Origin of the sequence: Brachybacterium timonense (assembly GCF_900258505.1) — a bacterium.
Taxonomy (GTDB): Bacteria; Actinomycetota; Actinomycetes; order Actinomycetales; family Dermabacteraceae; genus Brachybacterium; species Brachybacterium timonense.
The window spans coordinates 128,783-142,435 of the sequence record NZ_LT984895.1 but is presented as its reverse complement, the minus strand read 5'-3'; the positions used below and the strand labels follow the sequence as shown (position 1 = coordinate 142,435).

Annotated in this window: 9 protein-coding genes; 5 read left to right on the top strand and 4 right to left on the bottom strand. The window is 68.9% G+C overall.

Annotated elements, in window-relative coordinates:
• The first annotated feature begins 56 nt into the window (after window positions 1-56).
• Together C8271_RS00600 and C8271_RS00595 are read left to right on the top strand one after the other, a co-directional pair.
• Complete coding sequence (locus C8271_RS00600) at window positions 57-1,037, top strand: Gfo/Idh/MocA family protein (RefSeq protein WP_106505680.1); 981 nt, start codon at window positions 57-59, stop codon at window positions 1,035-1,037.
• The gene (locus tag C8271_RS00595; RefSeq protein ID WP_106505679.1) at window positions 1,031-2,026 is read left to right on the top strand and encodes a Gfo/Idh/MocA family protein; all 996 of its coding nucleotides are present in this window, start codon (window positions 1,031-1,033) and stop codon (window positions 2,024-2,026) included. Before C8271_RS00600 ends, C8271_RS00595 begins: the two co-directional genes overlap by 7 nt.
• A 59-nt stretch (window positions 2,027-2,085) precedes the next feature.
• Here the strand turns inward: C8271_RS00595 and C8271_RS00590 are convergent, their stop codons facing one another.
• The 3 genes from C8271_RS00590 to C8271_RS00580 form a co-directional block, all read right to left on the bottom strand.
• Window positions 2,086-3,303: a toxic anion resistance protein gene (locus tag C8271_RS00590; protein ID WP_106505678.1), complete on the bottom strand. Its 1,218-nt coding sequence runs from the start codon at window positions 3,301-3,303 to the stop codon at window positions 2,086-2,088.
• A 74-nt stretch (window positions 3,304-3,377) separates the two neighbouring features.
• Complete coding sequence (locus tag C8271_RS00585; protein ID WP_106505677.1) at window positions 3,378-4,424, bottom strand: hypothetical protein; 1,047 nt, start codon at window positions 4,422-4,424, stop codon at window positions 3,378-3,380.
• 339 nt (window positions 4,425-4,763) lie between these two features.
• Window positions 4,764-8,807 carry a phosphodiester glycosidase family protein gene (locus C8271_RS00580; RefSeq protein WP_106505676.1) on the bottom strand — a complete coding sequence of 1,348 codons (4,044 nt, stop codon included), beginning with the start codon at window positions 8,805-8,807 and terminating at the stop codon, window positions 4,764-4,766.
• A gap of 247 nt (window positions 8,808-9,054) precedes the next feature.
• Here C8271_RS00580 and C8271_RS00575 point away from each other — a divergent pair, with 247 nt between their 5' ends.
• On the top strand, window positions 9,055-9,873 hold the full coding sequence (locus tag C8271_RS00575) for a hypothetical protein (RefSeq protein ID WP_138774495.1): 819 nt from the start codon (window positions 9,055-9,057) through the stop codon (window positions 9,871-9,873).
• A gap of 210 nt (window positions 9,874-10,083) precedes the next feature.
• On the opposite strand, the gene C8271_RS00570 is transcribed toward C8271_RS00575, so the two are convergent.
• Complete coding sequence (locus tag C8271_RS00570; RefSeq protein WP_106505674.1) at window positions 10,084-11,019, bottom strand: aldo/keto reductase; 936 nt, start codon at window positions 11,017-11,019, stop codon at window positions 10,084-10,086.
• Between the two features lie 288 nt (window positions 11,020-11,307).
• Between C8271_RS00570 and C8271_RS00565 the strand changes: the two genes are divergently transcribed.
• On the top strand, window positions 11,308-12,132 hold the full coding sequence (locus C8271_RS00565; RefSeq protein WP_106505673.1) for a hypothetical protein: 825 nt from the start codon (window positions 11,308-11,310) through the stop codon (window positions 12,130-12,132).
• 134 nt (window positions 12,133-12,266) lie between these two features.
• Window positions 12,267-13,649 (top strand): xylulokinase, encoded by a 1,383-nt coding sequence (gene xylB / locus C8271_RS00560; RefSeq protein ID WP_106505672.1) that lies wholly within the window; start codon window positions 12,267-12,269, stop codon window positions 13,647-13,649.
• Window positions 13,650-13,653 lie beyond the last annotated feature (4 nt).

Sequence of the window (13,653 nt, the reverse complement as noted above, 5' to 3'; positions counted from 1 at the left end):
CGCCCGCACGACGGCACCTGCGAGAGCGTCGGCCTCGAGGAAGGATGAGCCCCTAGATGAGCACCCCTGCCCTGCGCGTCGGTGTGGTCGGCACCGGCGGCATTTCCCGCGCCCACGCCCCTGGCTGGGTGGAAGCCGGCGCCGAGATCCACTGCTTCTCCCTCGAGGGGGCCGAGGCGTTCGCCGACGCCTACGGGGCCACCGTCCACGACTCACCGGAGTCGCTGATGGGGGCCGTCGACGTGGTGGACATCTGCACACCGACCGCAGTCCACGCCGAGCAGGTCCACGCCGCGCTCGACGCGGGTCTCGACGTGGTCTGCGAAAAGCCTCTGGCGCTCACGGTCGAGGAAGCCGAGGGCATCCTCGAGCATGCGCGGACGGCCGGTCGCACGGTTCTGCCCGCGCACGTGGTGCGGTACTTCCCGCAGTACCAGGCAGCCCGTCGGGCGGTCTTGGCCGGTCGCATCGGTAGCCCGGCGGTGCTGCGCTACGAGCGCACTGGTGCGATGCCCAAGCAGCCTTGGTTCGCTGACGAGTCCGTATCCGGCGGGATCATCATGGACCAGATGATCCACGACATCGACCAGGCCCTGTGGATCGCGGGCCCGGCCAAGAGCGTCTACGCCCAGCAGTCGATCTCCTCGGACTCCGATGCGGTGCGCACCGCCCACGTGGTGCTCACGCACCGCTCCGGTGTGATCACCCATTGCCGCGGCCTGTGGGGTCCGGCGGGAACAGCGTTCCGCTACACCTTCAGCCTTGCCGGAGACGGCGGCCGTCTCGAGTACGACTCCGCCAAAGAGACCGGCATCGAGTTCGATGCCGTCGCGGCGGGTCGGCGCTCGAGCGGCGGAGGCTTCCTGCCCGACGTCTCCACAATGCGCAGCCCCTACACCGTGGAGATCGAAGACTTCATCCGAGCCCTGCACGGCGAGGGAGAGGCCGACGTGACCTGCGAGGACGGTGTGGAAGCGGTGCGTATCGCCCGCGCGGCCCTGGAAGCGCTGACGACCGGACGGAGGATCACATGCTGACCATCGATCAGACCCTGAAGGTCGCGCTGATGAGCTGCGCGCACACCCATGCCTCCGGCTATGCGCGTCTGCTCGCTGCTCGCGCCGACGTCGAGCTCGTGATCGCCGACCCGGACGGGTTCGGGGATGTCTCTGTTCCCGGCGTCCCCGTCGTCGCCAGCTACGACGAAGCCTGGGCGCATTGGGCTGACGGGCCCGACGCGATCGTCGTGACCAGCGCCAACGCCCATCACCATGCGTTGGTGATGGAGGCCGCCCGTCGTGGGGTCCATGTGCTGTGCGAGAAACCGCTCGCGACCACCGTCGCAGACGCCGAGGAGATGGTGGCCGCCTGCCGCGAGGCCGGCGTCGTCCTGATGACGGCCTTCCCGGTCCACTTCTCCCCGGCCGTGGAGACGCTGCGCCGCGCCGTCCAGGACGGATCCCTGGGCGAGATCGTCGGCCTGACCGGCACCAACAATGGCAAGCTGCCGACGGGGCGTGACTGGTTCACCGATGTCGAGCTCTCCGGCGGCGGCGCGATGGTGGACCACACCGTGCATGTCGCCGAGATCCTCGACTCGATCTTCGGGCCGCCGGCGACAGTGCACGCGGTCGCCAATCGCATCCTGTATGCCGACCGGGCGGGCGAGGGCGCGGAGACGGGCGGTCTGGTCACCCTGACCTATGGCAGTGGGATGGTCGCCACCATCGACTGCTCGTGGTCGGAACCGGCCGACTCCCCGACCTGGGGCGGTCTGCGTCTGCAGGCTCTGGGCACCGGCGGACAGCTGCAGATCGATGCCTTCGCGCAGCGAGTTGGCGGTCCCGGCCAGTGGCACCCCTACGGGACGAACCTCGACGGCGAGCTCCTGGAGGCGTTCCTCGCAGCGGTCCGCACCGGGGAGGCCGTCGCCCCCGACGGGGAGGTCGGCCTGCGCACTGTGCGCGTGGTCGCCGCGGCGCAGGAGTCCGTGCGCACCGGGGAGGCTGTGCGGCTGGAATCCTGACCAGGCGCGACCGACGCAACGCAGCAACACCCGGCAGCCCGCGCCACGGCTCCGTCGGCTCAGTCCTCCTCGATGCGCAACAGGTCTGACGTGGCCGCTTCGAGCTGTTGCTGCTGGCCTGCTGCGCCCTGCATGCGATCCATGTACGGCTGGGCACGCTTGACCTGGGACTCCAGCGCACCGACCGTGGCCAGGAAGTTCTCGTTCGCCTGCATGCGGAACGAATCGATGCCGTCCATCGTCGTGAACAGATTGTCAAACGCCGCCTGCAGCGTCTCCGCGGAGACCCCCGAGGTCGTGGCCTGCTCCTGGATCTTCACGGAGTTGTCGGCCAGCATCTGGGACGTCCTCGCCACCAGCGAATCCGTGGTGGCGTTGACAGCGTCGATCTGATCCAGCACCAGCTTCTGATTCTCCAGCGCCTGCGCCGTGATCACCGCGGTGCGCAGCGCCGTCACCGTCGTGGTGCGGGCGCGATCAACGCCCTGCCCGAGCTTGGTGTTGTTGTCCTCGATCAGACCCATCGCCATATACGCCTGCACCGTGACGGCGATCTGGGTGGCCATGTCCTGGCGGCGCTGACGGACCGCGAACAGAACATCGCGCTCGAGGGCGTCGGCGGCATCCGCCTTCCCCTCTGCCCGGGCCTGCGCGACGCGAGCCACCGTCTTCTCATCGAGCAGCTGCAGCAGAGCGGCGGCCTTCTGCAACGCGCCCAAGTCCTCCCACAGGCCACGACGCTCGACCGCAAGCTCGGCATTGTCCTTCTGTAGCATCTCCTGGCCGCGTGCAAGCGCCGCGAGCACGCCATCGAGCTGCTTCTGATTCGACTCGAAAGACCGGAAGTAGCGGGCGGCCGGATTACGGCCAGGCAGGAAGCTCAGCGCCTTGGAGACGAACGTGTCCTCCTGCGGGGCGAGGTTCTCCATCGTGGTGCGCAGATCCGCAAGGCTCTTGGAAACCTCCTTCTGCGCACCACCGGAGTCCTTCGCATCCTGCAGCGACTGCTCCATGAAGCGCGAGCTCGTGCTGGACGTGCGCTCGAAGGTGCGCTGCGCCACCGCCCCCAGGGCATTGACCTGCGCCGTGAACTCCTGCGAGTGCGGGTTCAGCTGCGAGATCTCCGTGACCCACTGGTCGGCGCGGCGCTCCAGCTCCTCACGCTGTTCCGTCGGCATATCCGGGAGCAGGGAAACGGCCTTCTTCTCGCTGACTTCCTCGACCGGCTCGGCGGGGACGATGTCGTCGGCGGGGGTGGGCGGCTGCAGCTTGTCCATGGGGGCCTCCTCGGCTGGGCGGTTCTGGTGCGGACGGGGATGAGCGGGGTCTGATCTGGTGGGGCGGGTCTGGTTCAGACGTCGATGATCGGGTTCAGGTGCTGGTCAGCGAAGCGGGTGCGGAGGAACTCGGCGTGCACCTCGAGCGAGCGCGACACCCCGGAGACGAGGTCCTGCTCAATGCGTTCGATACCGTCGGCGAGCACCTCAAGCTGTCGATCCACATCCTGCAGGTTCTCGAGGGCGTCAGCGCGGGCCTGCCCCTGGAAGGTGGTGAGGTACTCGATGGTGCGCTCGGCAGCATCTAGGAGCTCCGGCACGTAGCGACAGGCCACGCCGTCCAGGAGTATCACCTCGCTGGAGCTTGGGCGCAGCGTGGCGATCTCTGGCGACCCTGCCAGCGCCTCGATACGGGTGATCAACGCTGAGGCGTCCTGCAGCACGGTGATCGCGGTCGGTTCCGAGGCGGAGCGACGTAGAGCACGGATGCGGCCATCGAGGCCAGCGCATGCGCTGAGGATCCGTTCAAGCATCTCGCGGGTGCCGTCGGGGGAGTCAGCTGTGGCTGCTGGGAGGGAGCGATCCGAACGCGTGGACCGACGGATCAGATGGATCAGGCCGCCGGCGCCTCCGGCGGTGAGGACGCCAGCACCCGCGCCACCCATCACTGCGAGTGGAACGGCGATCAGCCCCGTGAGGCCGAGCGCAACGACGCCGAGCGCGGCGATGCCACCAGTGATCACGGGGATACCAAATCTGACCAGGGGGTTCGCGCGACGGGGTGTGGGCCTGACGAGGGCGGTGGAGTGGGGTTCGTGCACCTCGCCCTCGAGCGGCCGATCCACCGGTCCCCAGAGGTTCCGGCGCTCCGCCGTGGCCTTCCACGGCAGGTCACGGTTGCCCGGCATGGCGGCGCGGCCACTGGTTTCGGCGTGAGTGGGCTCGGGGCGGTTCCTATTGCCGGGGCCCCTGGCGCCGTCCTCGTTGATCGGGACGTGCGGCGTGGTGGGGGTTGCTGTGCGGTTGGCGGGCGTGGGCTGGTGGCCCGCGGTGCGTTCTGTCTGCGTGTCCACCACGTGCTCTGTTCGCTGCTGGGCTGACGGCCGACTGCCTTCGCTCACCGGCTCCCTCGCTCCTGCTGTCCCTCGTCTCAGGTCTGACAGAAGGCTATCCCGTTGCCCTGAGCGGCGGCGGGGGTGACCGAACCTGGATTCCTGTGGGTCAGCTGGTGCGGTGCAGGTGGGATGGGGGTTCGGCTCCGCTGGTTCGGGTTGCGTGGCGAGGTGGCCGACGCCTGGTGGCGTGGGTTGGTGGGGGAAAGTGGTTCACGCGTGGCGGTATTCGTGGGTGTGTGGCGCTATATCCGCGGCTTCACGAATACCGCCACGCGTGAACGATGTGGCTGCGTGGCCGGTGCGGTGGGAGTGCGGCGCGGACGTCGACGGCGCGTGGTCGGCGCGTCAGCCCATGCGCCGGCGCGCAGCACCCATGCGCCGACGGGCAGCAAGGGCGCCGACGCCGACGGTGATCACCGCACCGCCAAGGCCCAGCATCCAGCCCGCGTCGGTTCCGGTGCGCGCGAGGTCATCGCGGCCGGAGGGAGAGCGGCGGCCCGACGAGTCAGCGCCCGCGCCATCGGCGCCGCGCGTGCCGTCAGCGGGCCCTGCCTCATCGGCTGTTCCCGTGTCGCCGTCGCTGCCGGGGTGATCGGTCCCGGAGCCCGAGCCGGCGCCCTGGTCGCTACCGTTGCCGGACCCTGCGTCGTCGCCTTCGGAGCCCGAGTCATCGCCGTCGGCGGTGTCGCCGGGAGCGGGATCAGCGGGGTCAGAGCCCTGGTCGTCTCCCGAGCCCGAGTCACCCCCGTCGCCCGAGTCATCGCCGTCGTCGGAACCGGTGTCACCGTCGCCGGTGCCAGAATCGCCCCCATCGTCCCCGTCACCCCCATCGCCGGGATCCCCGGGCGCGCCCGGATCAGCCGCGTCGGCGCCGGTCACCGTGATCTGCTGCGCGGCCGTGCGGCCGTTGACCGTGACCGTGAGCGTGGCCGTCCCGTTGCGCAGTGCCGTGAGCATGCCCGTGCGCGGATTCAGCCGCACCACAGCATCCGCACTCTGCACCTGCTCATCCCCGCTGCCGTCCTCGATCAGAACACCCTGACCGCCCCACTGCGCCGTGACCGGCCAGGCGACGGGGACCTCACGGCCGTCCTGGACCAGTGTCGCGGAGACCTGGGCCGGATCCTCGGCGCGGGCGTCCAGCTCCGCGGGTGCGACCAGGTTCAGCGTGTCGACCCAGGGACGAGTCTCCGCGGCCAGCCAGTCCACCCGATCCTGGGTGCCGGGGTTCGAGCCCACGACACCGGCCGACGGGTCAATGCCCACCATGGTCCATCCCGTGAAGCCACCGGTCTGGGGCGTCCCAGCCGGCTGCTTCCCGGAGTTGCCGTTGATCAGGTAGGTGACGCCGTCGACCGCAGAACCGTGGAACACGCCGACATGCCCGTTGATCACGGCGGCAGACTTTCCGGACTCGGCCCGGAAGGTGCCCAGCTCGCGTTCGATGGCGCGGGCCTCACGCTGATCCGACAGCTGGCTGAGCTTGGAGGGCAGCGGGTCACTGGGCGGGTGGTGGAACATCACCACGACGCCGGTGACGGATTCGGATTCGCGTGCCTCCTCCAGCTGCCGCTCGAGCTCAGCGATCTGGTCGATGCCGCCGCCGTTCAGGCTGCCGTACGCCGAGTTCAGGGTGATCACGCGGGTGCCGTCGAGGTCCTGGCTGGTGGTCACCTCACCGAAGGCGGCTTCGAAGTTCGCGATGTCCCCACCCATGATCTCGTGGTTGCCCGGGACGTACACGAAGGGGATGGAGCTGTCCCACTCCTCGTCGAGGATCTTCCGGGCGAGGGCGAAGTCCTCGGGCGAGGCCTCATCCACGAAGTCCCCGTTGATGACCAGCAGATCAGGTGCCGCCTCGCGGATCTCACGCAGTGTGCGCCGGGCGCCCTCGACCGACGCCGAGTCGGGATCAGTGGCGACGAACTGGGCGTCGGACATGACCGCGATGCGCTGGGGACGCTCGTCGACGCTTCCCTGGCTCAGCAGCGCAGGGTCGTGAATGTGCTGCTCAGGGTCGACCTCCGCGGTGGGTGTGGTGATCGCCTGCAGGTTCGCCACCGCGATCGAGCCGGTGTAGGAGGCATCGGGGCGCGTCTCCATGATGCGGATCCGCTCCACGGTGATCGGCTGCGGCAACCCGTCGGGGACAGTGAAGGTGAGCGGGTGCCAGCCGTCGGTGTCGATGTGCGGGCCGTCGAGGTTGGTCACGGTGCCGGCGGCGTCCTTGATCTGGAGGCGCGGCCATGCCCCGGTGCTGTCGCCGCGCACATCCAGGGTGAGGGCGCGGGTGGTCCCCTCGACAGTGACCGGATCGTTGGCCACCAGGTAGTAGCCGCGCGTCGCGGTGGAGGTGGTGAAGTCGTACTCCATGCCGATGGCCGGAGTCGGTGTGCCATCGGGGCCGACGGGGCCTTCTGCGGCACTGAACGAGCCGGTGGCGCGGGCCGATTCGTCACTGAAGGCCGACGTGTCGGAGAAGTCGAAGACCGGCACGGTGCTGGTGCCGAAGGTCAGCGCGACCGAGGTGCTCAGATTCCCGTGACGGAAGGTGAGCGTGCCGGCATCGGCTGCGCCCGTACCCTGCACGGTCCACGTGCCGAGACCGTCGTCGGTCACGGTGAAGCCGTCGCTGGCAGTGACTTTCACGTCGGCGGTCTCCACGCGGGCACGACGGCCATCAGAGTCCACGCCGGTGAGGGTCACGGTGGCTGTGCTCTCGCCGTCGGGCAGGCTGATGGCGCGCTCGGAGGGAGTCAGGGCGACCGGTGCGCCGAGCACGGAGAGCGCGAGGGAGTCCTCCCATGCGCCGTGCCGGTAGCGGATCTGTGCGGATCCGGCGTCGGAGCCCTGCACGAGGGCGCGCTCGGCGTTGGCGTCAGCCAGCTGAGCTGCCCCGTCGGCGGCGAACTCACCGTCGACGGGAATCGGAGAGAGGTTGCCGCCCAGTCCCGTGGCCGTCACCGTGCGATGCATGCCGGACAGCACACGTGTCTGACCGGACAGGGCTTCACGGATCTGCACGTCGGAGACAGTATCGGCCGGGGCGTCCGAGTAGAACACGAGGGCGTTGGGGACCTCGCGCACCGTGCCGTCGGAGGGAGAGTTCCAGATCCGCGGCCCGTCATCACCGGCAACACGCGCCGCCATCGCGGAGGAGCCGCCGCCGTCGAGGTTCACGGCGTTGTGGGCGCCCATGTCGCGCAGCAGTTCGGCCAGCTCGAACAGGCTCATGCCGCGGGACTGGGCGGAGCGTCCGTCCAGGACCAGCACGAACAGTTCGGTGCCGTCCTTGCTGATGCCCACGGCAGTGCGCGGATGAGTGGCGGTGGCCAGCGGGTCATCACCCATGTCGGCGACCTCGCCGTCCACGAGGATCTGGTGCGAACCGGCGATGCCCAGGTCCACATCGGCGCTGGGTCCCACCTTGACGTCTACCGCGTCGCCCACCTGCAGAGCAGCGATGGTGTCGGCGCCGGCCTCGCGGCCCAGCAGCAGCTGCGCGCCAGCCGGGATGCTGCGTGAGCCGACGGAGTCCACGATGCCGGAGACCTCGGTGACCGTGCCGTCGACCACGGTGGCGGTGGCGATCCGTTCCGCTGGGGAGTCCGGTGCGCCGACGGGCCGATCCAGGGTGTAGTCACCCCACGCAGCCGTGTAGAGGCCGATCCCATCCGGATCCAGGCGAGGGGTGTTCATACCGGCGAGCTCGTGCGTGGTGCCATCCGCGTCGGTGAGAGTTCCCGTGGCGGACAGTTTCTGCACGGCAGCGAGGCCGTCTGTGATGGTCAGTGACGGCTGCGGGGTGCCGTTGCCGGTGCGCAGACCGTCGCGGGAGATGGACGTGAAGATCGGCGCGTCGGAGTGGTTGATGTCGAAGAACGTCCCGTTCACGGCGGCGACGGCGCGCTCGCCGTTCTCACCGCTGCGCATCACCTCAGGCAGCGGTGCCCGGCCGGTGACGGTTCCGGTGTCCTGCACGTCGAGGGAAAGGGTCGATTCGGTCAGGTCTGCCGTGAGAACACTGCCTTCGTTCCAGCCAGGCTCCTCGAGGCGGGAAAAGGTGGTCAGGTCGAGGCCCGGCGCGACCGGCTGTGTGGTCGACTCGCGCAGCACGCCGCCGGCGGAGAGCTGTTCATCGGTGATGGCGGCCGCGGCGTGAGGCGCATGCCATGCCTGCAGGGTGAGCGCGCCCGGCGTGAACAGACACAGGACTGCCGCGAGGAGTGCGACGCGGCCGATCAGACGGCGGCTGAGACTGCGGCTGTGCCAGCGAGCTGCTGGGATCGGAGCGTTTTCTGCTGTGGGGCCGAGCTGCTCGGGCTGTGCGGTGGCCGGAACGTCCGGGCGGCGGTCTGCGGGGGCGATCGGGGCAGTGGGGGCTGTCATGGGAACGTCCTGGCCAGGTCGGTGAGTGGAGGTGATGCGCACCACCGTAGGAAGTCAGGGCGACAGTGAGGGGAGGGGCAGGTGAATCACGGGTGACAGTCGTCCGGATCGCGGAAAGGCGACGCGAGCCCTAGACATCTAGAACACGTGTGGCTAAGTTGGCACGCGCATGGTCCAGTTTTTACCAATCCTTTAAGGGGGGATGGGCTTCAGCCCACCACACATGGCATCCATGATCACACGACGCATGCGCACACGAAGCCTCCACGCGGTCGGAATCGCCTTCCTGGCTGCATCCGGCATGGCGCTGACCGGCTGTGGGGGCGCCGACGATGTTGCTGCCGACGCACCTGCCGCACAGAACCCCGGTGCCGAGGCCCCGGAGATGTCGGACGACGGCGGCGGCGAGAACGAGAGCGACGACAGCGAGCCGAGCGACGATGGTGCCGAGGATGACGCAACCTCCGGCGGCAACGCCGACGGCGAGGACGAGCAGGACACCAATGCTGATGACAGCGAGGGAGACCAGACAGAATCCGACTCCGATGACGCAGAAGACAGCGCCGAAGGTGCAGACTTCTTCGCCCCGGGCGCCCCGGTGAACGCCGACGACTACAAGTACGTCTACCCGTCGGAGAAAGACCCCGAGCAGGTTCAGTACAGCTTCACTGTCGAGGGCGGCGACCTTCAGTGCTCCATCATCGAAGCCAGCGACAGCGAGATGCTGATGGCCGGATGCCATGGCACGTTGCCGGACTCCCTGAAGGCGGATTCACCGGAGGGGGACGGGGGTGAAGAGGTTCCGGCTGACCTCGTGATCATGGAGACGGAAACCGGCAAGGAGGCGTACCCGGAGGCGACCACCGAGGGCTGGATCCTGCCGAGGGATCCGAAGACCGGTGACTTCGTGACGGACCTCAAGCCGCTGAAGTCGGGTGAGTCGATCGTGGTGGGCGACGTCAGCTGCGGCGCCCTCGGTGATGGCGCGGTGGCGTGCTTCAACAAGGAGCAGAGCTTCACCCTGAGCGCGGAGAACTTCACCACCGAGAAGAATCCTCGAGCCTGAGAGGCCAGAGCGCACAGTCCCTGCGGTGCCGCGGAATCCTCATCGGATCCCGGCACCGCAGGTCTGTGTCGGGGTGTCCTGAGCCGCCGGACACTCTGAGAGGGACCGCCGTGAGCCGGATGCTGTGAGCTCCCGCTGTCTCGAGCGATCGGGGTGCGAGCGTCCGACGTTCGTCATCGGGCTCGAGTGCGCCTGGCAGCCCTCAGTCGATCACGGCACACGCCACCCAGCGGCGCGGAACAGTTCATACCACTCGGCGCGGGTCAGCGGCAGCTCGGAGCCGGCAGCGGAGTCGGCTACGCGCTGCGGTGTCGTGGTGCCGAGCACCACCTGCATCTGTGCGGGGTGCCGCGTGATCCACGCGGTGCCGATCGCCTCGGGTGCGACGTCGTACTTCGCCGCAAGACGCCGGATCACAGCGTTCAGCTCGGGATACTTCGGGTTGTCCAGGTAGACGCCGTCGAAGAAGCCGCCCTGGAACGGGGACCAGGCCTGCACGGTGATGCCATGCAGGCGGCAGTAGTCCAGCAGACCGCCGCCGTCGCGTGTCACCGACTGGTCCACACCCTGCATATTCGCCGCAATGCCCTGCGCGATCAGCGTGGAGTGGGTGATGGACAGCTGCATCTGGTTGGCGACGATCGGCTGGTTCAGCGACGCCTTCAGCAGTTCGATCTGGCCGGGCGTGTGATTGGAGACGCCGAAGTTCAGCACCTTGCCGGCAGTGTGCAGCTCATCGAAGGCGCGCGCCACTTCGTCGGGCTCCACCAGTGCGTCAGGGCGGTGCAGCAGAAGAATGTCGATCCTGTCGGTGTTCAGCGCCTTCAGGGAGCCCTCGACCGCGCTGATCAGGTGCTCGTAGGAGTAGTCGAAGTAGGGGCCGTCCGTGACGATGCCCGCCTTGGTCTGGATGGTCAGCTCATCGCGCTGAGACGGGGTCAGCTTCATCGCCTGCGCGAAGCGGCGCTCGCACTGATGCAGGTCTTCGCCGTAGATATCGGCGTGGTCGACGAAGTCGATGCCGGCGTCACGCGCGGTGCGCACCAGCGTGCGGATCTCCTCGTCGGTCTTCTCGCTGATGCGCATCAGGCCGAGCACCACGTTCGGGGCGCTGATAGTGGTCTGGGGCAGAGTGAAGTGCTTCATCGCAGTCTCCTCGACATGGGCGCGCCGAGCGCGCCGGAGTGCCGGGCCACAGCGGCCCAGGCGACGTGCGCCCCACCCTACGCCCGCATGAGTGAGCCCGTGCGGGACCCGGCGCCTGATGCGTCAGCCTTCCTCCCCACCGTCCGCTGTCCACAATTCGCCGATTCCGCCCCCGCAACAGAGTGCTCTGTGGCTAGCCTCAAGGCCGACGGATGGGTGCGGGATGAACCGCGAGACCGGACCGTGACCACGGCTCGCGGGAGGGTGAGCCCGGGAAAGGGGGAGACCATGAGCGCACAGCTTTTTGCGCTGATCGCGGCGTTCGTGATCCCGGTCGTGATGACGTTGCCGATGGGGCTGGTGGTGTCGGTGGTGCCGATGGCGGCCGCACGCCGGCAGCGGCTCGTGATGACGGCGGTGGTCGTGGCGATTGCGATCGTGGCCGCGGGCTCTGCGCTGTGGGTGGGCCTGACAGAGGGCAGCAGCGCTGCAGCCGTGCTGGTCGTCACTGTGCCTGGCGGGCTTCTCATGCTCGCCACCGGTCTGCTCGTGGGGCAGAGGCGTGAAGGGCTCCTGCCGCTGCTGCTCGGACTGCTGGGCGCACATCTCCTGGTGGGTGCGCAGCTGCTGGACGTACAGCTCGCTCTCGTGGGGCTGAGCATGAGCATTGCCCCGGTCTTCCTCGGTGTGGCTGTGGGAACTGTCGTTGTGGTTGTGGTTCCGGCTGCCGTAGGGCTTGCCGGGTATGTTCGCCAGTGGTGGTGGCTGCGCCCAGCCACCGCCGGGGCAGCAATCGCAGGTGGCCTGGGACTCACGCTGCAGGGCACCTTCTCCATGGTCCGTCTGCTCCTGCCCGCCCTCCCGATGCTTCCCAGCATCGCGGTTGGCCTGCTGGCGCTGATCGGTGCCGTCGTCGGTGTCCTGATCGGGCGGAAGCACCCGGCACGGCAGCCGGAGGTGCCGCAGCACCGAACACCGCAGTATCGAACAGAGCAGCGACCGGTACCGCAGCATTCGGCACCTCATCCTCCAACCGTGGCAGTCTCCGGCAACGCAGCCCCGGGACCTGCGACGGCGCCAGGGCAACGCGGGATGCGGCCCCCTGCCGTGTGAGACCGTGCCCGGTGTGAGGCTCGCGATGGCGTGAGACCCGTGCGGCGCGCGGCGGCATACGACGGATCTGCGATGCTGGAGACGTCACCCTCACCCGCACAGCAGCGGGCCCCTGCGCGTAGAACGGAGAGCCCATGGCACCGGCAGTCCTCGGCATCGACTCCTCCACCCAGTCCACCAAGGCGGTGCTGGTCGACGCCGACACCGGCCGGGTCCTCGCAGAACGCCGCGCCGCCCACCCCGACGGCACTGAGGTGGATCCGCGTGCCTGGCTCGATGCCGTCGACGACGCCACCGAGGGACTGATCAACCAGGCCGAGGCCGTAGCCGTTGCCGGTCAGCAGCACGGCATGGTGCTGCTCGACGAACACGGGGACGTGGTGCGCCCTGCCCTGCTGTGGAACGACAACCGCTCCGCGCCCCAAGCGAAGGACCTCACCGCAGAGCTGGGCGGCCCCGAACGCACCGTTGAGCAGATCGGATCGCTGCACGTCGCCTCTTTCACCGCCACCAAAATGCGGTGGGTGCGCGATGAGGAGCCGCAGAACGCCGCCCGCGCCGCCAGTGTTCTGCTCCCGCACGACTACGTCAGCGCGCACCTCGCCGAACCCGGCACCGAACCGTTCACCGATCGCGGTGACGCCTCAGGCACCGCCTACTTCTCCACTGCCCAGGACGCCTGGCGCCCCGACCTCGCCGCCGCGGCGATCGGCCACGACATCGCCCTGCCGCGTCTCCCCGATGCTCCGAACCAGGTCATGGGCCGCACCGGGCGCGGAGCAGCGCTCGCCGCCGGCACCGGGGACAACATGGGTGCCGCCCTTGGCCTCTCACTTGGCCCCGGCGACGTGTCCGTGTCGATCGGCACCTCCGGCGTCTGCGCCATGGTGTCCGATCATCGGCCGCAGGACGCCTCCGGCACCGTCACCGGATTCGCCGACGCCACCGGTCGTTTCCTGCCCATGACCACCACCATCAACGCCTCGCGGATCCTCGAGACCATGCGCGGCTGGCTCGATGTGGACCATGAGGAGCTCTCGCGCCTTGCCCTGTCGAGCACACCCGGTGCCAATGGTGTTGTGCTGCTGCCCTACTTCGATGGGGAGCGCACCCCGAACCGGCCCGACGCCCGCGCCACCATGACCGGGATGAGCACCAGCACCACCCGAGCTGACCTCGCCCGCGCAGCCGTCGAAGCGTTGCTGTGCTCGCTCGCCGACGGGATCGCCGCCCTCGAACAGGTCACCGGCACCCAGCCGTCCCGCATCGTGCTTATCGGCGGCGGTGCCCGTTCCCGTGCCGTCCAGGAGCTCGCGCCCGCCGTGCTCGGACGGCCCGTCACCATTGCTCCCGAGGCCGAGTATGTGGCGCTCGGTGCTGCCCGCCAGGCCGCCTGGGCTCTCAGCGGCGAGGCGGAGCCACCGGTCTGGCAGCAGGGAGGCGGGCGCCTGGTCGAAGCGGAGCCGACGCCGCAGGTGATCGAGGCCTACCGTGCGCTGCGCGAGGCGACCGCCTGAGCCG

Coding starts and splice junctions, on each gene's coding strand:
- C8271_RS00595 (WP_106505679.1), top strand. CDS start 1,031: ATGCTGACCATCGATCAGACCCTGAAGGTCGCGCTGATGAGCTGCGCG.
- C8271_RS00570 (WP_106505674.1), bottom strand. CDS start 11,019: ATGAAGCACTTCACTCTGCCCCAGACCACTATCAGCGCCCCGAACGTG.
- xylB (WP_106505672.1), top strand. CDS start 12,267: ATGGCACCGGCAGTCCTCGGCATCGACTCCTCCACCCAGTCCACCAAG.
- C8271_RS00590 (WP_106505678.1), bottom strand. CDS start 3,303: ATGGACAAGCTGCAGCCGCCCACCCCCGCCGACGACATCGTCCCCGCC.
- C8271_RS00600 (WP_106505680.1), top strand. CDS start 57: ATGAGCACCCCTGCCCTGCGCGTCGGTGTGGTCGGCACCGGCGGCATT.
- C8271_RS00565 (WP_106505673.1), top strand. CDS start 11,308: ATGAGCGCACAGCTTTTTGCGCTGATCGCGGCGTTCGTGATCCCGGTC.
- C8271_RS00580 (WP_106505676.1), bottom strand. CDS start 8,807: ATGACAGCCCCCACTGCCCCGATCGCCCCCGCAGACCGCCGCCCGGAC.
- C8271_RS00575 (WP_138774495.1), top strand. CDS start 9,055: ATGCGCACACGAAGCCTCCACGCGGTCGGAATCGCCTTCCTGGCTGCA.